The sequence below is a fragment of the Aeromonas sp. Marseille-Q7275 genome (assembly GCF_965119515.1).
In genome coordinates this window covers 69,084-89,878 of the sequence record NZ_CBCPLW010000007.1, presented here as the reverse complement: position 1 = coordinate 89,878, position 20,795 = coordinate 69,084, and the positions used below count along the sequence as shown (strand labels likewise).

16 protein-coding genes are annotated in these 20,795 nt (G+C 63.9%); 9 read left to right on the top strand and 7 right to left on the bottom strand.

Annotation, left to right across the window (positions count from 1 at the left end):
• Nucleotides 1-195 precede the first annotated feature (195 nt).
• The 3 genes from ACWPWQ_RS08695 to ACWPWQ_RS08685 all read left to right on the top strand — a co-directional run bounded on the left by ACWPWQ_RS08695 (nt 196) and on the right by ACWPWQ_RS08685 (nt 3,483).
• Nucleotides 196-444, top strand: a complete 249-nt coding sequence (locus tag ACWPWQ_RS08695) for a YhdT family protein (protein ID WP_330847497.1) — start codon at nt 196-198, stop codon at nt 442-444.
• Nucleotides 445-512: 68 nt separating this feature from the next.
• The gene (gene panF, locus ACWPWQ_RS08690; protein ID WP_139437290.1) at nt 513-1,970 is read left to right on the top strand and encodes a sodium/pantothenate symporter; all 1,458 of its coding nucleotides are present in this window, start codon (nt 513-515) and stop codon (nt 1,968-1,970) included.
• Between the two features lie 88 nt (nt 1,971-2,058).
• Nucleotides 2,059-3,483: a PTS transporter subunit EIIC gene (locus ACWPWQ_RS08685; RefSeq protein ID WP_202046551.1), complete on the top strand. Its 1,425-nt coding sequence runs from the start codon at nt 2,059-2,061 to the stop codon at nt 3,481-3,483.
• Here ACWPWQ_RS08685 and ACWPWQ_RS08680 read toward each other — a convergent pair whose 3' ends face one another.
• The gene (locus tag ACWPWQ_RS08680) at nt 3,484-4,356 is read right to left on the bottom strand and encodes a LysR family transcriptional regulator (protein WP_429108878.1); all 873 of its coding nucleotides are present in this window, start codon (nt 4,354-4,356) and stop codon (nt 3,484-3,486) included.
• 100 nt (nt 4,357-4,456) lie between these two features.
• On the opposite strand from ACWPWQ_RS08680, the gene ACWPWQ_RS08675 reads away from it, so the two are divergent.
• The 3 genes from ACWPWQ_RS08675 to ACWPWQ_RS08665 all read left to right on the top strand — a co-directional run bounded on the left by ACWPWQ_RS08675 (nt 4,457) and on the right by ACWPWQ_RS08665 (nt 7,688).
• On the top strand, nt 4,457-5,473 hold the full coding sequence (locus ACWPWQ_RS08675) for a zinc-binding alcohol dehydrogenase family protein (protein WP_454009573.1): 1,017 nt from the start codon (nt 4,457-4,459) through the stop codon (nt 5,471-5,473).
• Between the two features lie 533 nt (nt 5,474-6,006).
• The gene (gene prmA, locus ACWPWQ_RS08670) at nt 6,007-6,885 is read left to right on the top strand and encodes a 50S ribosomal protein L11 methyltransferase (protein ID WP_005326544.1); all 879 of its coding nucleotides are present in this window, start codon (nt 6,007-6,009) and stop codon (nt 6,883-6,885) included.
• A 257-nt stretch (nt 6,886-7,142) separates the two neighbouring features.
• Nucleotides 7,143-7,688 (top strand): sugar O-acetyltransferase, encoded by a 546-nt coding sequence (locus ACWPWQ_RS08665; RefSeq protein ID WP_202046554.1) that lies wholly within the window; start codon nt 7,143-7,145, stop codon nt 7,686-7,688.
• 422 nt (nt 7,689-8,110) lie between these two features.
• Here ACWPWQ_RS08665 and ACWPWQ_RS08660 read toward each other — a convergent pair whose 3' ends face one another.
• The 3 genes from ACWPWQ_RS08660 to ACWPWQ_RS08650 form a co-directional block, all read right to left on the bottom strand.
• Entirely contained in the window at nt 8,111-8,659 is a 549-nt protein-coding gene (locus tag ACWPWQ_RS08660) for an NAD(P)H nitroreductase (RefSeq protein WP_454009572.1), read from the bottom strand.
• Between the two features lie 51 nt (nt 8,660-8,710).
• Entirely contained in the window at nt 8,711-11,143 is a 2,433-nt protein-coding gene (locus ACWPWQ_RS08655) for an autotransporter domain-containing protein (protein WP_454009571.1), read from the bottom strand.
• A 337-nt stretch (nt 11,144-11,480) separates the two neighbouring features.
• Nucleotides 11,481-13,508 carry an oxidoreductase gene (locus ACWPWQ_RS08650; protein WP_454009570.1) on the bottom strand — a complete coding sequence of 676 codons (2,028 nt, stop codon included), beginning with the start codon at nt 13,506-13,508 and terminating at the stop codon, nt 11,481-11,483.
• A 416-nt stretch (nt 13,509-13,924) separates the two neighbouring features.
• On the opposite strand from ACWPWQ_RS08650, the gene sppA reads away from it, so the two are divergent.
• A complete protein-coding gene (gene sppA / locus ACWPWQ_RS08645; protein WP_429108870.1) occupies nt 13,925-15,769 on the top strand; it encodes a signal peptide peptidase SppA in 1,845 nt (614 codons plus the stop codon).
• 64 nt (nt 15,770-15,833) lie between these two features.
• On the opposite strand, the gene ACWPWQ_RS08640 is transcribed toward sppA, so the two are convergent.
• Both ACWPWQ_RS08640 and ACWPWQ_RS08635 read right to left on the bottom strand, forming a co-directional pair.
• Complete coding sequence (locus ACWPWQ_RS08640; RefSeq protein WP_025326004.1) at nt 15,834-16,391, bottom strand: NUDIX domain-containing protein; 558 nt, start codon at nt 16,389-16,391, stop codon at nt 15,834-15,836.
• Nucleotides 16,388-17,191 (bottom strand): DUF2989 domain-containing protein, encoded by an 804-nt coding sequence (locus ACWPWQ_RS08635; protein ID WP_025326003.1) that lies wholly within the window; start codon nt 17,189-17,191, stop codon nt 16,388-16,390. Before ACWPWQ_RS08635 ends, ACWPWQ_RS08640 begins: the two co-directional genes overlap by 4 nt.
• Nucleotides 17,192-17,401: 210 nt before the next feature.
• Between ACWPWQ_RS08635 and ACWPWQ_RS08630 the strand changes: the two genes are divergently transcribed.
• Nucleotides 17,402-18,835, top strand: coding sequence for a glyceraldehyde-3-phosphate dehydrogenase (locus ACWPWQ_RS08630; RefSeq protein WP_454009569.1), 1,434 nt, complete (start codon nt 17,402-17,404; stop codon nt 18,833-18,835).
• 56 nt (nt 18,836-18,891) lie between these two features.
• Entirely contained in the window at nt 18,892-19,170 is a 279-nt protein-coding gene (locus ACWPWQ_RS08625; RefSeq protein WP_025326001.1) for a YeaC family protein, read from the top strand.
• Nucleotides 19,171-19,393: 223 nt separating this feature from the next.
• Here the strand turns inward: ACWPWQ_RS08625 and ansA are convergent, their stop codons facing one another.
• Nucleotides 19,394-20,401: an asparaginase gene (gene ansA / locus ACWPWQ_RS08620; RefSeq protein WP_042648756.1), complete on the bottom strand. Its 1,008-nt coding sequence runs from the start codon at nt 20,399-20,401 to the stop codon at nt 19,394-19,396.
• Between the last annotated feature and the right edge of the window lie 394 nt (nt 20,402-20,795).

Below are 20,795 nucleotides of genomic sequence, written 5' to 3'. Positions count from 1 at the left end.
AGGTCTCGGGACCCTGCAACCTGGCGCACGGTGGTAGCACAAACAGCCACTACCTGCACAAGAAGCTGGGTCTGTAAGAGATCCTCATTTAGCGAGCGGTTGCCCGATCCATCTGGATCGACAATTGAAAAAGGGCCATGGCGACATGGCCCTTTTTTGTTATCCTTGCGCCCCTCAAAATTGTCGGAGGCCAAGGTGAATCGTTTCGCGCTCGCCCGTCGGGAAGCAGCCCTCTGCCTGCTGCTGACCCTGCTCTATTTCGTTGCCTGGTATGGCACCGCTTACTTCATCCCGGAAGAGCTGGAACTCTGGGATATGCCGCTCTGGTTCCTGCTCAGCTGCATGCTGATGCCACTGCTGTTCATCGGCCTGTGTGCGCTCATGGTGGATCGCCTGTTCGTCGACATTCCTCTGGACACCGAGGAGCCCCCTCATGACTCCTGAGCCGCGTACTGAACCCATGATGGATCCCCGGTTTACCGAGGTCCCGCTGGCCCCCCAGGAGTCACCCCATGAATCTTGAGTTGATGCTGCCGCTCTTCGTCTATCTGATGCTGGTGCTGGGGGTCGGCTTCTGGGCCGGTCGCCACCGCGCCGGGGGTGACTTCGTGCAGGAGTACTTCATCGGCAACCGTAGCATGGGCGGCCTGGTGCTGGCCATGACGCTGGTGGCCACTTACACCTCGGCCTCCTCCTTCATCGGCGGGCCGGGCGCCGCCTACAAGATAGGCCTGGGCTGGGTGCTGCTGGCGATGATCCAGCTGCCCACCGTCTGGCTCACCCTGGGGGTGCTTGGCAAGAAGTTCGCCATCATAGCCCGCCGGGTCAATGCGGTGACCATCAACGACATGCTGTGGGCCCGCTACCGCAGCAAGTGGGTGGTGGTGCTGGGCTCGGTGACCATCATCCTCGCCTTCATCGCCACCATGGTGGTGCAGTTCATCGGCGGCGCCCGCCTGCTGGAGACGGCAACCGGTCTCAGCTACCAGCAGGGGCTCTTCCTGTTTGCCAGCTGCGTGCTGCTCTACACGGTGATCGGCGGCTTTCGCGCCGTGGTGATGACGGATGCCCTGCAGGGCATCATCATGCTGATCGGCACAGGGGCCCTGCTGGCGGGGATCCTGATTGCCGGTGACGGCCTGCCGAACCTCATCCACCAGCTCAAGGTGATCGATCCCAAGCTGGTGAGCCCGACCGGCGCCGGCGACATGCTGACCCAGCCCTTCATGCTGAGCTTCTGGATCCTGGTCTGCGTCGGTGTGGTGGGGCTGCCCCACTCGGCCCTGCGCTGCTTCGGCTACCGCGACAGCAAGGCGCTGCACAGAGGCATCCTCATCGGCACCGTGGTCAGCGCCCTGCTGATGCTGGGCATGCACCTCGCCGGCGCCCTGGGTCGCGCCATCCTGCCCGGCATGGACAGCCCGGACAAGATCATGCCCTCCCTGATGATGGAGGTGCTGCCCCCCTGGCTGGCCGGGGTCTTCCTGGCGGCCCCCATGGCGGCCATCATGTCCACCATCGACTCCCAGCTGATCCAGGCCTCGGCGACTCTGGTCAAGGATCTCTACCTCAACTACCTCAATCCTCGCCAAGAGAAGCTGGAGGTGCGCATTCCACGGCTCTCCCTGCTCTGTACCCTGATCCTCGGCACGCTAGTGCTGCTGGCGGCGCTGCAGCCCCCCGAGATGATCATCTGGCTCAACCTGCTCGCCTTCGGCGGCCTGCAGGCGGTCTTCCTCTGGCCCCTGGTGCTCGGCCTCTACTGGTCGCGGGCCAATGGCCCCGGGGCGCTGGCCAGCATGGTGTCAGGCATTGTCTGCTACGGGGTCTTGAGTCAGTGGGGGATCAAGCTGGCCGGCCTGCACGCCATAGTGCCAAGCCTGGCGCTCGGCCTTGCGGCCTTCATCCTGGTCAGCCTGCTGACCCCCGCCCCGGATCAATCGGTTCGCCGATTGTTTGATCAGAAATAAGAAAGGGGCCAATAAAGGGACTCGCACCTATTCCCAAATGGGTGCGAGTGAGTAAAATGTGCGCCACGTCACAAAATGCCGCGCCCTTATGCCAGTCCAGAACGCCAGAAAGATCCTGACCCAGTCCCTGCAACGGCTCGGTTATGCCCTGTTGCTGCCCGTCTCCATTCTGCCGCTGGCGGCCCTGCTCTATCGGCTCGGCCAGCCGGACGTGCTGGATCTGGCGGTGCTCTCCCTGGCCGGACGCGCCCTCTTCAGCCAGATGCCGCTCATCTATGCGGTGGCCATCGCCTTCGGGCTGAGCCGACAGGGGCAAGGGGCGCAGGCCCTGGCCGGCGCGGTCAACTTCCTGCTGCTGAGCTCGGCGCTCGCCACCCTGCAGCCCGGCCTGCATGCGGACATGATCTGCGGCCTGCTGGCGGGCCTGACCACCGCCATGGTCTGCTCCTGGACCCGCAACCTCTCCCTCCCCGGCTGGCTGCGGCCGCTGCAGGAGGAGCTGCCCGGCCTGCTGCTCTCGGCCCTGGCCAGCCTGCTGCTGGTCGTGCCCCTGGCCCTGCTCTGGCCCCTGCTGGAGCAAGGCATCACCCTGCTCGCCTCCGACCTGCTCACCACGCCGTTTGGCGCCTTCTGCTACGGCGTGCTGAACCGGCTGCTGATCCCCCTCGGCCTGCACCAGGTGCTGGGCAGCCTCATGGGGCTGGGGGAGAGCAACCTGCAGGCGCTCTCCGCCGCCCAGCCGCTGCACGAGGGCTATGTGGCGGGTCTCTATCCGGTCATCATGTTCGGCCTGCCCGGCGCCTGCTTTGCCATCTGGCTCCATCGCCAGCGGATGCGACGCCTGCCACAGGGGGGCTTGCTGCTCACCCTGGCGCTCACCTCGGCCCTGGTGGGGATCACCGAACCCATCGAATTCCTGTTCGCCTTCACCGCCCCCTGGCTGTTCCTGGCCCATGCCCTGCTGACCGGGCTGTCGCTGGCCATCTGCAGCGGGCTCGGCATCCAGGTGGGCAGTTACTTCTCCGCCGGGCTGCTGGATCTGGTGCTCAGCTATGGCGCCGGCGAGCACAGTTTCTGGCTCATTCCCCTCGGCATACTGTTCTTCGTCATCTATGCCCTGGTCTTCTCCCGGCTGCTTGAATACGCCCCCCTCAGCCTGCCGAGCAAGCCCATCGCCGAGGATCTGCCCCAGCTCGCGACCGTGGCCCCCACGGATCCCCAGATGCTGGCCATCCAGTACCTCAAGATGCTGGGGGGCATGGACAACCTGCAGGCCATGAGCGTCTGCCTGACGCGCCTCAGCCTGCGGGTGCGGGAGATGGCGCTGGTGGATCAGTCCCGTCTGGCCAGGCTCGGCTGCCTCTCCTGGATCCAGCTCAACGAGCATCAGCTGGTGCTGGTACTGGGCCCCAACGCCGGCCTCATCGAGGGGCAGATCCGCATGCTGGCAGAGCGCCAGTCGGTCCCCCTCGGCCTCGAGCCCGGCCAGGCCCCCCTCAGCCAGCACCGCTGATCAGGCGAAGGGCAGCCGCTCGGCGACGAAGTCCATCAGGCTGCGCAGGGCGGGGGCCAGGTGTTCGCGGCTCGGATAGATGAGGTAGAAGGGATTGGGGGGTATGGGGTGATCCGGCAGCACCTTCAGCAGGCGCCCCGCCGCCAGATCGTCCCGGCAGACGTGATCCGGCAACAGGGCGATCCCCCCTTCGTGAAGCGCCAGCTCCCTCAGCGCCAGCAAGCTGTTGCTGAGGCAGGCCACCTGCGGTCGCCAGCCCCCCTCCTGCAGTGGCCACACCGGCAACGCCCCATGCACCAGGCAGGCATGCCCTCCCAGCTCCGCCAGCTGTTGCGGCGTGCCCTGGCTCGCCAGATAACCCGGGGCCGCCACCAGGTGGCGCGCCACCTGGCCGATACGCCGGCAGATGAGGCTGGAATCTTTCAGCGGCGCCGCCCGCAGCGCCAGATCGTAGCCCTCCCCCACCAGATCCAGCTGCTCGTCACTCAAGGTCAGCTCCAGCACCACCTCGGGGTAGAGGGCGCGAAACTGGGCCAGGATCCGGCCAAGCAACAGGGTACCGGTCGCCTCGGGGGCGGTGATCCGCACCCGGCCCGCCGGGGCCGAGCGCAGCCTGGCCATGGCCAGATTGGCGCTTCTCGCCAGGGCCAGCAGGGCCTGGCAATGCTCCACATAGACCTCCCCCTGGGGGGTCAGGCTGAGCCTGCGGGTAGTGCGCTGCAACAGTCGCACCCCGAGCCGTGACTCGAGGCGCGAGATCTTCTGGCTCACCGAGGACTTGGGCATGCCGAGCACCTCGGCCGCCCCGGTAAAACTGCCCTGCTCCACCACGGTGGCGAACAGCCCCATCAACTCCAGTTCGACATTGTTCATATATACAAACAGTCTGTCCTGATTACCCATCTTAATCGGAATAATCAACCAGACTAGACTCTCTGGCAATCCCACTCATAGCGATTTGAAAGGAACTGCCATGAAAGCCATCGCCCTCACCCATTATCTGCCAAGCGATCACCCCCACTGCTTCATCGAGACCGAGCTGCCGGATCCGACCCCGGGCCCACGGGATCTGCTGGTGAAAGTAACGGCAACCTCGGTCAACCCGGTGGACACCAAGGTGCGCGCCCCCAAGGCCAAGGTAGAGAGCAATCCTCGGGTGCTGGGCTGGGATGCCGTGGGGGAAGTGGTGGCCGTGGGCCACGAGGTGACCCTGTTCAAGGCGGGGGACAGGGTCTGGTATGCCGGCGACATCAGCCGCCCCGGCAGCAACAGCGCCCTGCAACTGGTGGACGAGCGCATCGCCGCCCTCGCCCCCAGGACCCTGAGCGACCTGGAAGCCGCCGCCCTGCCCCTGACCGCCATCACCGCCTGGGAAACCCTGTTCGAGCGCATCGGCCTCAACCGCGAAAGTACCGGGCGACTGCTTGTCATAGGCGGCGCCGGCGGGGTCGGCTCCATCGCCATCCAGCTGGCACGCCAGCTCACCGGGATGGAGGTGATCGCCACCGCCTCCCGACCTGAAACCCGTGACTGGTGCCTGGCCATGGGCGCCCACCAGGTAGTGAGTCATCACAATCTGCAGGAAGAGCTGGCCGGCCTTGGCATCAGCCAGCTCGATGCCATCTTCTGCACCAATGCCACCGAGCAGCACTGGGCCGCCATGGCGAGCCTCATTCGCCCCTTCGGTCACATCTGCACCATTGCCGAATCCAGCGAGCCCTGGGATCTGGGCCTGCTCAAGACCAAGAGCGTCACCTTCAGCCAGGAGTTCATGTTTACCCGCTCCCTGTTCCAGACCCCGGACATGATCGAGCAGCACCATCTGCTGGGCCGGGTCGCCGCCCTGCTGGACCAAGGGGTGCTCAAGAGCACGCTCACTCGCACCCTGCCCGAACTGACTCCGGCCAGCCTGGCACAGGCCCATCGCGAACTGGAGGCGGGCCGCATGGTGGGCAAGCTGGTGATCGACATGAGCGGCTTCGCCAGCTGAGGCCCTTGCCGCCAGGGATCCCCGCAGCCATGTTGCCTATTCCCTTATAGGTAAAAAATGCACCATCATGGGGTGAGATCACCAGTGACAAGCCCCAAGAGTGCACAGCCCCGCAGCCTATCTGGGCCCCTGACGGGCCCTTCCCCCGAAAAAACCATAAAAAAGAGGCCATCCCGCCGGGATGGCCCTCAAAACCTGAACGTTGGGGTAACAATCACACACATATCCTTATGCAGGACATGTGGAACTTTGCAGATTGCGTGCCAATGTCTGCTTTTACCCGCAAAATGACCGCTTTTCAGCGCGCCGGCATAAAAAAAGCCACCCGAAGGTGGCTGAAAAAGATGACGGAACTTCATAGAGCAAAGCATTCAGCGGGAACAAGTTGCTTCCCGTCACCCAGTAAGGAATACATTAACCGTGCCAACTTGGCAGAGTTGCCTGCCTTCCCCATCCCATCATGGGCAAACCACGACAGCACAGGCCCATGATGATAGAATCCCGCGGTTTCACATTTATGAAGAGTCGACCCCATGCCCTGGATACAAATTCGAATCAACGCCACCGCCAAGACCGCGGACAAGGTGAGCAACATGCTGCTGGGGCGTGGAGCCCAGGCGGTGACCTTTATGGATGCCCAGGATGTGCCCGTCTACGAGCCACTGCCTGGTGAAACGCCGCTCTGGGGCGAGACCGAGGTGATGGGGCTGTTCGATGCCGAAACCGACCCGGCTCCCACCATCGCCTTCTTCCAGCAGATCTTCGGGGAAGACGTCGGCTACAAGGTCGAGCAGCTGGAAGACAAGGACTGGGTACGCGAGTGGATGGATCACTTCCACCCCATGCAGTTCGGCGAGCGCCTCTGGATCTGCCCGAGCTGGCGCGACGTGCCGAACCCCGATGCGGTCAACGTCATGCTGGATCCGGGCCTGGCCTTCGGTACCGGCACCCACCCCACCACGGCGCTCTGCCTGCAGTGGCTGGACGGGCTGGATCTGGCCGGCAAGACGGTGGTCGACTTCGGGTGCGGCTCCGGCATCCTCGGCATCGCCGCCCTCAAACTCGGTGCCGCCCGTGTCATCGGCATCGACATAGACCCGCAGGCCATCCAGGCCAGCCATGACAACGCCGAGCGCAACGGCGTCGCCGGCCAGATCGAGCTCTACCTGCCGGCTGACCAGCCGCAAGACGTCGAGGCGGACGTTGTCGTCGCCAACATCCTCGCCGGCCCGCTGCGGGAGCTGGCGCCGCTCATCGCCGGCCACGGCAAGCCCGGCAGCCTGATGGCGCTCTCCGGCGTGCTGGAGAGCCAGGCCCCGGAGCTGGAGACCATCTACAGCCAGTGGTTCGACATGGACCCGACCGCGGTGAAGGAAGAGTGGTGTCGCCTCTCAGGCCGCAAGCACGGCTGATAGAGACCGTCATCTTGAGGCCTGCGGTCACAAAGACGGCTGATAGAAAGCGGCTATTGCGGCGGCAACACTGAGGCCGCAAGCACGGCTGATAGAGAGCGTTATCCTTCTATGCAGACCAACAAGGGCACCCCAGGGTGCCCTTGTCGTTTCCCGGCGCCAGCTGCGCACCCTTCTGCCCACTCTGGGGAGAGCTTCACGCTTCTATCCCCCTCGATGGCTTATGCTCTCCTCCTCCACCCCATTGAGTCCCAGCCATGACCGAATACGAAAAGATGATCGCCAGTCAACCTTACAACTGCATGGCCCCCGAGCTGGATCTCCTGCGCCGGGAGACGGCGCGCCGCTATCGTCACTTCAATCGCAGCGACGAGGAGGAGCAAGAGGCCCTGCTCAGCGAGATCGTCGGCGAGCTGGCGGAGGGCGCCTTTGTCTGCCCGCCCCTCTACTGCACCTATGGCCGCCACATCCACCTTGGCGAGCGCAGCTACATCAACATGGGGGCCACCCTGCTGGACAACGCGCCTATCCGTATCGGCGCCGACGTCATGATAGGGCCGAACGTGCAGATCTATACCGCCGCCCACGCCCTGGACGCCGATGAGCGCATCCAGGGGGTGGAGACGGCGCTGCCGGTCACCATAGAAGACAGGGTCTGGATCGGCGGTGGCGCCATACTGCTGCCGGGGATCACCATAGGGCGGGAGGCCATCGTCGGCGCGGGGGCCGTGGTGACCAGAGACGTCCCGGCCGGAGCCCGGGTGGTGGGCAATCCGGCCCGCATCCTGCCCGCCAGAGTCTAGATGCCAGTGACCGGGAGGTAGGGGCCCATAAACGTACAGCCCGATGTCACCAAGGCCCGGAGAGACTGTAAAAAGATGCCGCCCACAGACGCCGTGGGGCTGGCGCAGAAAACCGCCCATAAAAATAAAGCCCAATGTCATGACGACGCTGGGCTGTAAAAAGGTGCTACGGAATTGCGACTCTCATCGCAGAAAATTAGAAGGGGTCACCTTCTAAACTGGCAGTGGGATAATAACGGGGCGCAAACGTTTTACATAGGGTAATCAACCAGGATTGAGAACAGCCTCTCACTATTCAAAAAATTCCCAGGCAAGCCCGAACTCCCCCTTGGCAAGTTTCCATTTATCAGTACAGCCTGACGCCATTTGGGGGGAAATAAAAAAGCCCTGAATAATCAGGGCTTTTCTGCACTATCTTCGACTCAGAAGCGACGGACGAAGTCAGCGACAGGCAACTCCCGCAGCTTGCGCGCCTCCAGCATGGGGGTGCCCAGGTAGAGGAAGCCCACCAGTTGATCGTCCGGTGCCAGCCCCAGCCCCTGATTGATCCCCTCGTCGAAGATGAACCAGCCGGAGCGCCAGATGCCGTTGAACCCCTGTGCCTGGGCCGCCATCTGCATCGCCATCAGGGCGCAGCCGGCGGAGAGCTCCTGCTCCAGTTTAGGTACCTTGGGGTGTGCCTGATAGCGGGTCGCCACGGCCACCACCAGGGGCGCTCGCAGGGGCGCGGCGCGGCTCTTCTCGATGCTATCTTCATCCTCGCCACGGGCGCGAGCGGCCTCCGCCAGCAGGGCCCCCAGACGCTCGCGCCCCTCCCCTTCAAACAGGATGAACTGCCAGGGAGTCAGGGTGCCGTGATCCGGTGCCCGCAGGCCGGCCTTCAGAATATTGTCGAGCACCTCGCCACTCGGGGCCGGGGTGGTCAGACGGCCACAGGAGTGGCGATTGAGCAGCAGTGTCAGTGCATCCATTCGATGCTCCTTCTAGGTCATGAGGGCGATGAACCGCCCTGTCGATAGGGGTCAGAACGGCTTGGACAGGTTGATGCGCCACTCCCAGATGTTGAGCCCATTCTGCCCAATGCTGGTGTATCCGGCACTGGTGGTCAGGGTGGCTTCGCCGCCAATCAGGGTGCGCATCCCCAGTCGCACAGTGCCGCTGAGCGGTTCGGTGCGGGCCGAGCTGAGATCACCCGTCAGGATATAGCCATCGTTCGGCCGCTCAAAGCCATAATCCAGCCCCAGCTCCCCATAAGGCATCAGAGGCAGGCCTTTGCTGGTGTAATAGACACGGCTGAATTCGACCGTTCCCGTCATGTTGCCCTGGTTGTAACTGTCGCTGTCCCGATTCAGCCTCAGTGCCAGCCCCTGGTAATCCCCCTCCATCCGATAGCCGTCGCTGCGGCTGTGGCTGTAGTTGATGGCCAGCCGCGGTCGTACCGAGGTCGCTTCCCAGAAGTACTGACCGGTGGCCCCCAGGCTGCCGCCAACGGAGGTAGAGCCATAATCACCGGAGAGGAACAGGAGGTCCTGATTGTTATCCATCCAGCCATACACCAGGCTGCCATCCAGCATCCAGCTGGCCGATACCGGGTACGCCAGATAAGGGCTTAGGTTGTAACCACCGGCGGACAGCCGCATGCCGCCATTGAAGGAGTCCACCTTGCTGTCGACCCGGGCGACGCTGATGCCGAGGATGAGATCGTTGTCGAGCCGGGTATCCGCCCCCAGGCTGAACACATTGGTCGAGCCCGACATGTCCAACCCCTCGCGGTGATCCGAGATGTCGTAATAGACCTCGTCCACCCACAGGTTCCAGCTCCGTCCCTCCGGCAAGGGGGCAGGCTGGGTCTGGCTGGCCACCTGGCCCCCCGCCAGCTCGACACGGGTGAAGGGGCAATCGGGATACCGATCTCGCAGCTCCTGGGGCAACTGATCCCGTTCCTCGGCCATCACGCACAGCGTCCTCTCGTTCAGGGCGCGTTCACTCGCCTGCTGACCCGCTGTCACCCTGCCTGGCAACGCAACGGGAGGCTCGACCGTCCCCGGCAGAGTGATGAAGGGCCTCTCCCCCAGCGGTGGGCGAGTCGGCATCACCCCTTGCGGTGGCAGAGTGCCGACCGGTGGTCGCACGCCACCCGGCAGGGTCGGCATCACCCCTTGCGGCGGCAGAGTACCGATTGGCGGCTGCACGCCACCGGGTCGGTTGATGCCGCCGAGGGGAGGACGGGTCGGCATCATCCCCTGGGGTGGCAGGGTGCCGACCGGTGGTCGCACGCCTCCCGGCAGAGTCGGCATCACCCCTTGCGGCGGCAGAGTACCGACCGGTGGCCGCACGCCACCCGGCAGAGTCGGCCTTACCCCTTGCGGTGGCAGGGTGCCGATTGGCGGCTGCACGCCACCGGGTCGGTTGATGCCGCCGAGGGGAGGACGGGTCGGCATCATCCCCTGGGGTGGCAGGGTGCCGACCGGTGGTCGCACGCCTCCCGGCAGAGTCGGCATCACCCCTTGTGGCGGCAGAGTGCCGACCGGTGGTCGCACGCCTCCCGGTAGAGTCGGCATCACCCCTTGCGGCGGCAGAGTGCCGACCGGTGGTCGCACGCCACCCGGCAGGGTCGGCATCCCCCCTTGCGGCGGCAGAGTGCCGACCGGCGGCTGCACACCACCGGGTCGGTTGATGCCGCCGAGGGGAGGACGGGTCGGCATCACTCCTTGCGGCGGCAAAGTGCCGACCGGTGGTCGCACGCCTCCCGGCAGAGTCGGCATCACCCCTTGCGGCGGCAGAGTACCGACCGGTGGTCGCACGCCTCCCGGCAGAGTCGGCATCACCCCTTGCGGCGGCAGAGTGCCGACCGGTGGTCGCACGCCACCCGGCAGAGTCGGCATCACCCCTTGCGGCGGCAGAGTGCCGACCGGTGGTCGCACGCCACCCGGCAGAGTCGGCATCACCCCTTGCGGCGGCAGAGTGCCGACCGGTGGTCGCACGCCACCCGGCAGAGTTGGCATCATCCCTTGCGGCGGCAGTGTGCCTGCCGGTGGCTGCACGCCTCCCGGCTGGGTGGGCATCAACCCCTGGGGTGGCGAAGTCGGCCGTGAGGGCCGATCAGGCGGAGTGAAATGGTCCGGGAAGGTGAAATGACCGGGTTGCTGGTTATCTGTGTCGAGCAGGACCCGCTTGCCGTTTGAATCGACATAGGCATACAGCTTGTGCGTGCCCCCGTTCTGCGCCTCCGGCGAGACGGTCAGGTGCAGCCCCTTGTGATCCTGCCGCCAGCTGTCATAGATCTGGCTCTGCTTGGCAGATTCGACCTCGAACTGGCCGGGGGAGATGGCGGAGAGCCAGACGGAATGTTGTTGATCGGCGGTCCAGCCGAGAAAAATGAGCCGTCCCGCAGGGTCGGCGCTGGCGGTGGTGCCGTGCAGGGTCATCGCCATGCCCAAGGCGATAGTACTCAAGCGATGAACAGCCCCCTGAGTGGGTATCCGTGATGTAGCTAGGCTCATTTGCTGGGTTTCCTTTACCGATCCCAGGTGCATCCGGCACCCGACAGAGAGTTCCTATTGATAGACGGCGCCCATTGCCCGCTTCCGGGGCTCGCCGGGATCTGGCCGATCTTCCCATCGGCTTCCCATCTGCGCCCAGCCCCAATGGCATTCGACCATGCAATGGATACAAACAGAGAACGTTTGAATACCACAAATACAACAATACCGTCCCCGGTGAAACTGCCCGGGCCGGGGTGAGCCATAAAAAAAGGGACCCATGGGTCCCTTTCCTACGCGATGAGCCGGCTCAGATGACGGACGCCAGCTCGGCCCCCTGGCGGATGGCGCGCTTGGCGTCCAGCTCCGCCGCCACGTCGGCACCGCCTATGATGTGCACCGGCTTGCCCGCCGCCTGCAGGCCGGCCTGCAGCTCCCGCAGGGGCTCCTGTCCGGCGCAGATGATCACCTGATCCACCGGCAGGCACTGTCTGGCTTCCCCCACCTGGATGTGCAGCCCCTCGTCGTCAATGCGCAGGTACTGCACGCCGGAGAGCATCTGCACCTTGCGGTTCTTCAATACGGTGCGGTGGATCCAGCCTGTGGTCTTGCCGAGGCCATCCCCCACCTTGCTCTCCTTGCGCTGGAGCAGCCAGATCTGGCGCTCGGGCGCGTCGATCACAGGCGTCATCAGACCGCCGCGCTCGCCGAGGCTCTTGTCGATGCCCCACTCCCTGAGCCAGTGATCGCGATGATGATCCGCGCTCCCCTCCGACTTTTTCTCCACCAGAAATTCGGCCACGTCGAAGCCGATGCCGCCGGCCCCGATCACCGCCACCTTGTTGCCCACCGGCTTGCCATCGCGCAGCACGTCGAGGTAGCTCAGCACCTTGGGGTGATCGATGCCGGGAATGTTGGGGGTGCGAGGACGTATGCCGGTGGCGAGGATCACCTCGTCAAAACCACCGCCAAGCAGGCTCTCGGCACTCTGGCGCTGGCCGAGATAGAGCTCGACGCCGCACTTCTCCAGCCGCCTGGCAAAGTAGCGCAGGGTCTCGTGAAACTCCTCCTTGCCCGGGATCTGCTTGGCGAAGTTGAACTGGCCGCCTATGGTCGGCGCCTGATCGAACAGGCTCACCTGATGGCCGCGCTCGGCGGCGTAGCAGGCGAATGCCAGCCCGGCCGGCCCGGCCCCCACCACCGCCAGCTTCTTGGGCTGGGGCACCCGGCCAAACGTCAGCTCGGTCTCGAAACAGGCCCTGGGATTGACCAGGCAGGAGGCACGCTTCTGCTTGAACACGTGATCCAGGCAGGCCTGGTTGCAGGCGATGCAGGTGTTGATCTCGTCCGCCCGGTTCTCGGCGGCCTTGATGACGAACTCGGGGTCGGCCAGGAAGGGGCGCGCCATGGAGACCATATCCGCTTCGCCTGTAGCCAATATGCGCTCGGCCACCTCGGGGGTGTTGATGCGGTTGGTGGTGATAAGCGGCACTGTGAGGTGCTTTTTCAGCTCGGCGGTCACCCAGCTGAAGGCACCGCGCGGCACGCTGGTGGCTATGGTGGGGATGCGCGCCTCGTGCCAGCCGATGCCGGTGTTGATGAGGCTCACCCCGGCTTGCTCCAGCGCCTTCCCGAGCGCTATCACCTCCTCCAGGGAGGAGCCCTTCTCCACCAGATCCAGCATTGAGAGCCGGAAGATGATGATGAAGTCACTGCCGACCCGCTCGCGAATGGCCCGCACGATTTCCAGCGGGAAACGCATGCGGTTTTCGCTGCTGCCGCCCCAGCCGTCGCTGCGCTGGTTGGTGCGCTCGCAGATGAACTGGTTGATGAGATAGCCTTCCGACCCCATCACCTCGACCCCGTCATAGCCCGCCGCCTTGGCCAGTGCCGCAGTCGAGGCAAAATCCCTGATGGTGCCGCGGATCTGCCGCTCGCTCATGGCCCGCGGCTTGAACGGAGAGATGGGAGCCCGGATGGCGCTCGGTGCCAAGCTAAATGGATGATAGGCATAGCGACCGGCATGGAGGATCTGCAGTGCTATCTTGCCCCCCTCCTGATGCACGGCGCCGGTCACCTTCTTGTGCTTGGCCACCTGCCAGGGGAAGCTGAGCTGCGAGCCATGGGGCACCAGGCGCCCCCGCAGGTTGGGGGCTATGCCGCCGGTGACGATGAGGGCGACACCGCCGCGGGCGCGCTCGGCGTAGAAGGCGGCCAGCTTGTCAAAGCCCCCCTTCTCCTCCTCGAGACCGGTATGCATGGAGCCCATCAATACCCGGTTCTTGAGCTGGGTAAAGCCGAGATCCAGGGGAGTCAGCAAGGTTGGATAAAGACTCATGATGAACTCCTTTTCGAGGCCAGCACGCAGGAGTCCATATGCAAGACCCGGCTCTTGAGCTGGGTAAAGCCGAGATCCAGGGGAGTCAGCAGCGTTGGGTACAGGCTCATGATGAACTCCTTTTCGAGGCAGACGCGCAGGGTGCCGCGAGCACATGGTGACGCAAGAGAGGAGAGCGGGGGATCAGCAGGGTGGGGTAGCGGCTCACAGGGCCTCCAGTTAATTTTTTGTTATCAAACTGAGGCTAGAGTAAAGAATCGAAAATTCTTTTTCAAACAAATGTTTGGACAATTTTTCAGCGAACAGCCGTGTCCCGAAGCCAGGGGGAGCGATCGCGGCCAAGGGAAAATGGCAATTGGCGGGTCAACTGGTTAATAATGCCCTTCTCTACCCATTAACAGGGCGTTAGCACGGCTATGTCTATTTTCAAAGGTCTGGGGTGGCTGTTTCGCAGCCTCTGGCGTCTGCTCAACTTTACCCGCTTGATGCTGGTCAATCTGCTGTTTCTCATCGTCGTGCTGGTCATCGCCTTCAGCCTCAACCAGAGCGAGACACCCGGCACCCCCATAGAGGGCGCCCTCACCCTCAATCTCGCCGGCGTGCTGGTGGAGCAACGCACCCAGACCGATCCGACGGTGCAACTGCTGCGGCAGATGGAGAAGAGCGACGATCAGCCGAGCGAAATCGTCCTCTCCGACCTGCTGTGGGCCATCAAGAGTGCCAAGGATGACGATCGCATCAAGGCGCTGGTGATCAAGCCCCAGGGACTGCAGGGGGCCAGCCTCTCCAAGCTGCAGGAGGTGACGAGCGCCATAGACGCATTCAAGGAGAGCGGCAAGCCGGTCATCGCCATGGCCGACTACTACAGCCAGGGCGCCTACCTGCTCGCCGCCCATGCCGATCACGTGCTGCTCAACCAGAGCGGCGCCGTGCTGATCGAAGGCCTTGGGGTCTACCAGACCTACTTCAAGTCGGCGCTGGAGAAGCTCAACGTCACCCCCCATGTGTTCAAGGTCGGCACCTACAAATCCTTCGTCGAGCCCTATACCCGTGACGAGATGTCCCCCGAGAGCAAGGAGGCGAACCAGCGCTGGCTGGATCAGCTGTGGCAATCCTATGTCACCGACGTGGCCGAGCAGCGGGAGATAGAGCCCGATGCGGTCGCACCGAACAAGGATCACTTCCTCGAACTGCTGCGCAAGGCCGGTGGCAATGCCGCCAGCTACGCCCTCGACAACGGTCTGGTGGATCAGCTCGCCACCCGGGACGAGATGACCCAGGCGGTCATCAAGGAGGTGGGCGAGAGCGAGGATCACGGCTGGAAAGGGGTCGGCCTGAAAGAGTATCTGGCCGCCATCCCCGAGCAATACCCCCAGAGCGGCAAGGATGAGGTGGGCCTCATCACCGCCAGCGGCGCCATCATGGACGGGATCCAGCCGGCCGGCACCATAGGCGGTGACAGCCTCTCCGATCTGCTGGCCGAGGCCCGCCGCGACGATCAGGTGAAAGCCGTGGTACTGCGCGTCGACAGCCCGGGGGGCAGCGCCTTCGCCGCCGAGCAGATCCGCGCCGAGCTGCTGGCCCTGAAACAGGCGGGCAAGCCGGTGGTCATCTCCATGGGCAGCTACGCCGCCTCCGGGGGTTACTGGATCTCCGCCGATGCGGACAAGATCTTCGCCTCCCCCACCACACTCACCGGCTCCATCGGGGTGTTCGGCATGTTCGCCACCATCGACAAGGCGCTCTCCCAGTACGGAGTGCACACCGACGGCGTCGGCACCACGGACTTCGTGGGGATCGGGCTGACCCGGGCCCTGCCGGAACATGTCGGTCAAGCCATCCAGCTGAGCGTGGAAGACACCTATCAGCGCTTCGTCGGTCTGGTCGGCAAGGGCCGGGGCCTGAGCCCGGAAGAGGCGGAGAAAGCCGCCGAAGGCCGGGTCTGGACCGGTCAGGATGCCAAGGAGCTGGGGCTGGTGGACGAGTTCGGCAACCTGGACGACGCCCTCAAGGCCGCCGCCGAGCTTGCCAACCTCAAGAGCTGGCAGGTCACCCCCATAGCGCCGGAAGAGTCGGCAAGGGACAAGTTCCTGCGCGAGCTGTTTGACAGCAGCGCCCAGGCGCTGGCCCCGCACCTGCAAAGCTGGCTGCCCGCAGGGTTGGGCAAGGCGCTGGTGGAGATGAACCGCAGCCTGGACCCGCTGACCCGCTTCAATGACCCGCAAGGCACCTACGCCTTCTGCCCGGTCTGCGTGCCCTGATCCGGCAGCGACAATAAAAAAACCGCCGAATGGCGGTTTTTTTATCCTCAGCACTCCATGGCGGTCAGCCCAGCAGGCCCGCATCCACCCAGTGCTGCAGCTCGGCCAGCACCCTCGTCTCCCGCACCGTCCACTGGGGGCAGGGACCGGCCAGCTGGGTCTTGTTGGTCTGCAGGGCCTCTTCCAGTGCGAACCAGCCCGGGGTGAAGCCAAGACGTATCTCGTAAGGCTGGGGGCGCGGCTCGCTCCAGGCTTCCCCCACCTGGCAGAGGTAGTAGAAGGAGCGGATGCAGTAGGCGTCGTAGTCGGCCTCGCGGGCGGCGCGAAACTCCCGGGTCTGCCCGAGCCGCAGGCCTACGGCCACCAGCTCGGCGCCGCACTCCTCCCGCAGCTCCCGGGCCAGGGCCGTATGGTGACACTCCCCCGCCTCTATGCCGCCCCCGGGGAACATGAGATCCCCGTTGACGCGAGAATGCACCAGCAGCAGTTCATCCCCGCGCATCACCACGGCCCTGACCGTGGTCCGCTCGAGCACCCGCCCCTCGCAGGGCACCTGACCATGGACGAGGCGGATGTCGAAGGCATGGGCCCACTCGGGGGCGCCGGATGGCAGCGGTATCATGGGGCCTGGTAGCTCCCGGCTCTGAGCGCGTCGACTATGGTGGCGGCCTGCTCGTCCAGCCTCTCCTGCTGCGCCTTGCCGATGGCGTGGTAGATCCCGAGACGGGTGGACGAGACCTCGGGACTCTCCTGGAATGACTCGCTCACCTTGCCCCACAGATAGGCCTGATCAAACGCCTTCTGCCCCATGTAGAGGGTGCTGAGGGCGGTGAGGATCCGGCTGTTGACCTTGTCCCCTTCCCCATAGAGGGAGAGGGCATGATGCATCAGGGCGATGGCCTTTTGGGGCTCGCTCTTGGCATAGATGCCCCCCAGGGCCAGCTGCAACTCAGGCTCCTCGAGGGCGGGGGTGCCTTCCAGCGCCAGGAAGCTGGCACGGGCCGCGGGATTGGTGTTGTTGGTCCAGTGCCAGAGCAGCAGATAGGGATCCTGGGAGCCACGGGTCTGCGCATCCAGCTGCTCCAGCTGAGTGCCGGCGGCCAGCATGCCCTCCACCCTGGGGCTCTTCTGCTCCCGGGCCCGCTTGTATTCGATGTTGGTGGAGTGTTCGGCGCACTGCAGGTAACGCTCCAGGCCGCGCATCAGCTCGTACCTCTGCCTGTCCGTCCCCTCCTCCTGGAGGTAGTAGCGGGCGCGGATGACATCGCTGCGCTCATGGCGACACCAGCCGTCGTCCACCAGGTCCGCGCACAGGGCGGGATATTGGGAGCAAATGTTGTGGATCCTGTCGTCATCGCAGGCCATCAGCGTCAGACAACAGGCGAGAGGGAGCAGTAACGGACGCTGTGAGAATAGGGTCATGGTTCACATCTGGTTGGTAACAATCGCAACCCGCCCTGGCCACCGCCAACTAGCAAACAGGCTACATATCCATTACAATGCGCGCGCCGTATAAGGCCGCGACTGCAGAATAATATAACGAAACCGTCAGCCCTACACTGATCTGCATTCGACGAATTTCAATTTGCCCAGGCAACTTGCTTCAACAACGTGAAATAAAGGATCTGGTTAATGACCCACGAGCACTACTTGCAGGCGTGGCAGGAGAGCCAGGAGCTCGCCGAAGCCATGCAGCCCTTGATTGGTCGCCTCTACCGCCAGCAAGGGATAGAAATCACCGTCTACGGGCGCCCCCTGCAGAACGCCTCCACCATCGACATCCTCAAGGCCCATCGGGTCGTTCGCCGCCACCAGGGCACTCCCCTCCCCATCCAGCAAAGCTTCCCCCTGCTCCAGGCCATGGTCGCCCTGAACCCGACCGCCGCCGAAGTGGACCTCGGCAAGCTGGCGGTGGGCTACTGGCAGGATCACCAGGATGAAGCCGGCATAGACGACTACCTGCGCGCCAAGCTGGCCCCGGCCCTGAACCGGGGCAGCGTGCCGGCACCGACCGACGTGGTGCTCTACGGCTTTGGCCGCATCGGCCGCCTGCTGGCCCGGCTGCTGATCGAGCGCACCGGCGCCGCCAACTCCCTGCGCCTGCGCGCCATCGTCGTGCGTGGCGGCCGCGAGGGGGATCTGGAGAAGCGTGCCAGCCTGCTGCGCCGCGACTCGGTGCACGGCCCCTTCAACGGCTCCATCGAGGTGGATAACGAGCGCAGCGCCATCATCGCCAACGGCACCTTCATCCAGGTGATCTACGCAAACAGCCCGGCCGACATCGACTACACCGCCCATGGTATCGACAATGCGCTGATCGTCGACAACACCGGGGTCTGGCGTGACGAGGCGGGTCTGTCCGAGCACCTCAAGGCGCGCGGCGCCGCCCGGGTGCTGCTGACCGCCCCCGGCAAGGGGGAGATGAAGAACGTGGTGTTCGGGGTCAACCACGAAGTAATAGGCCCGGATGACAAGATCATCTCCGCCGCCTCCTGCACCACCAACGCCATCACCCCTGTGCTCAAGGTGATGCAGGACAAGTACGGCATCCGCCACGGTCACGTGGAGACGGTGCACTCCTACACCAACGATCAGAACCTGATCGACAACTATCACAAGGGGGAGCGGCGCGGTCGCAGCGCGGCCCTCAACATGGTGATGACCAGCACGGGCGCCGCCAAGGCGGTGGCCAAGGCGCTGCCCGAGCTCAAGGGCAAGCTGACCGGCAACGCCATCCGGGTGCCCACCCCCAATGTGTCGCTGGCCATCATCAACCTGTCGCTGGAGCAGGCCACCGACCGGGATAGCCTCAACGCCTATCTGCAGCAGATGGCCCTGAGCTCGGCCCTGCACCGCCAGATCGACTTCAGCGCCAGCACCGAGCTGGTCTCCTCCGACATGGTGGGTTCCCGCTTCGCGGGCATAGTGGACTCCCAGGCCACCATCGCCGAGGGGGATCACTGCGTGCTGTATGTGTGGTATGACAACGAGTTCGGGTACAGTTGTCAGGTAGTGCGGGTGATGGAGCAGATGGCCGGCGTAGTCCGTCAGGATCTACCGGCATAGTCCGCCAGGATCTGCCCACCTGATCCCTTCATGGCTCAATTTGCAAGGAGAGGCCGATGTCGTTTCAACAAGTGATAGGGCAGATGCCCAAGGAAGTGTACGAGCGGCTCAAGACCGCGGTCGAGCTGGGCAAGTGGCCGGACGGCCAGCCCCTCACCGAGGAGCAGAAGGCCACCTCGCTGCAGGCCGTGATGGCCTGGCAGGCGATGCACCTTGCCGATCCCGAGCACATGAACATAGGCCGCGACGGCGAGATCGTGATGAAGAGCAAGAGCGAGCTCAAGCGCCAGTATCGCGATGAGGAAGAGATAGTGCGTATCGATCTCAGCCACTGAGCCTGACCCGCCCGCCACAACTAAAGAGGGGAGCCATCATGGCTCCCCTCTTTTTCCACTCTCCCCCATGGTGGGGAGGTTAGAAGCTGTTCACGACCTGTCGCGAGAAGGCGTCAGCAAGGTGAAGAGCAGCGCAGGAACCGGAGCGTATAGATATACGTGAGGATTCCGAGCAGCACATGAGCCTTGATCACGGCTTCGCAGTAAGATCGTGGGCAGTTTCTCAGGGGGTCAGCTCACCCCGCAGGGACTGCTGCATCAGCTCGCGGATGCGCGGGGCGGGCAGATCCTGGCTCAGCAGGAAGTGCAGCTTGGTCAGCGCCGCCTCGGCCGTCATGTCGAAGCCCGAGATGACCCCGGCCCGGGAGAGGGCGTTGCCGGTGGCATAGCCCCCCATGTTGACCTTGCCGTGCAGGCACTGGCTCAGGTTGACTATGATGACGCCCCGGGCCGACGCCTCGGAGAGCAGCGCCAGCATGGCCGGGTTCTGGGGCGCATTGCCCACCCCGAAGGAGAGCAGGATCAGCGCCCGCACCGGTTGCTGCAGTATGTTGGCGATCACCTCCGCCGAGATGCCCGGATAGAGGGTCACCACGCCGATGGGCTGGGGGGTGATGTCGTGCAGCACCAGCGGACGCTCGGACGGCACGCCCAGCTCCCCCGCTTCCAGGGAGATGGCGATGCCGGCATTGAGCAGCGGCGGGTAGTTCGGTGAATCGAAGGCGTGGAAGCCGTCCGCGTGCACCTTCTTGCTGCGGTTGCCGCGATAGAGCTGGTTGTTGAAGAACAGCGTGACCTCGTGGATCGGGTAGTTGGCCGCGATATAGAGGGCATTGAGCAGGTTCTGCTGGCCGTCGGAGCGCAGCTCGGCAAGCGGGATCTGGGAGCCGGTGATGATGACCGGCTTGTGCAGATCTTCGAGCATGAAGGAGAGGGCCGAGGCGGTGAACGACATGGTGTCGGTGCCGTGCAGGATCACGAAGCCGTCGTACTGCTCGTAGTTGTCACGAATGTCCTCGGCGATGCGCTGCCAGTCCGCCGGGGTCATGTCGGAGGAGTCGATGAGGGGGGCATATTCGTGGATATGATAATCCGGCATCTCGGGCCGGTGGAACTCGGGCATCCGGGCCAGACAATCTTCCATGAAACCCGCCATCGGCACATAACCGTGGTCGGAACGCTGCATCCCTATGGTGCCGCCCGTGTAGGCGATATAGATAGACTTCTTCACACCCTCTCCTCTCTCTGGACTGACAACCGGCAGACAATTCAAGGTTCAACCGGTTCCTTCACTTCCTATTCCGGTGCCGCTCATGGGCGGGAAACTGGCGAATTATAGAGACTGCCGCTGCAAATGACAGCAGTCATTGTTGCGGGCCGGAGCACACCCAGGACATAGTGTTAAATGCTAGGTTAATGCACTGTTTTGAGCATTAATATGATGAACATGGATATAAACGGTGATTTTTGCTACTATCCGGCGGATTTTTCATGAATGTCATCTGGATGCCTGATGAAATCGGGCTCGCATCGATCCCATTTTTGCCTGGGACTGGGCCTGTGGCCCCCTCTTGAACTGGCGCCTGCGCCACACTGTTTTTATCCCGGCTGAATCTGTGAGTCTT